This window comes from Caballeronia sp. M23-90 (assembly GCF_053574605.1).
Window position 1 is genome coordinate 1 of record NZ_JBSIPA010000994.1, and the last position, 342, is coordinate 342.

The window sequence follows — 342 nt, forward strand, 5'->3', positions numbered from 1 at the left end:
GTTTAGCGGAGAGATCGTCGGCTATGCCATGAGCGAGCGCATGACAAAACAGCTGGTCATGCAGGCGCTGTTTCGGGCTGTCGCGTCGCACCGGCCACCGACGGGCCTGATACAACATACTGATCGCGGTAGTCAGTACTGCGCCCACGCTTATCAGAATCTTCTCAAACAGTTCGGCATGCAGGCATCAATGAGCAGACGTGGAAATTGCTTCGACAACGCACCCATCGAATCATTCTGGGGCTCACTGAAGAATGAACTCGTCTATCATCGCAAGTTCGCGACCCGCGATCAGGCCAGCAGAGAAATCACGGAATACATCGAGATCTTTTATAACCGGCA

At 53.5% G+C, this 342-nt stretch carries 1 protein-coding gene; it reads left to right on the top strand.

The genetic code is table 11. From position 1 onward, the window contains the following. Positions 1–342 (top strand): DDE-type integrase/transposase/recombinase (locus tag ACRXB1_RS37475; RefSeq protein WP_449494949.1); only part of this gene is annotated, 342 nt, incomplete at both ends.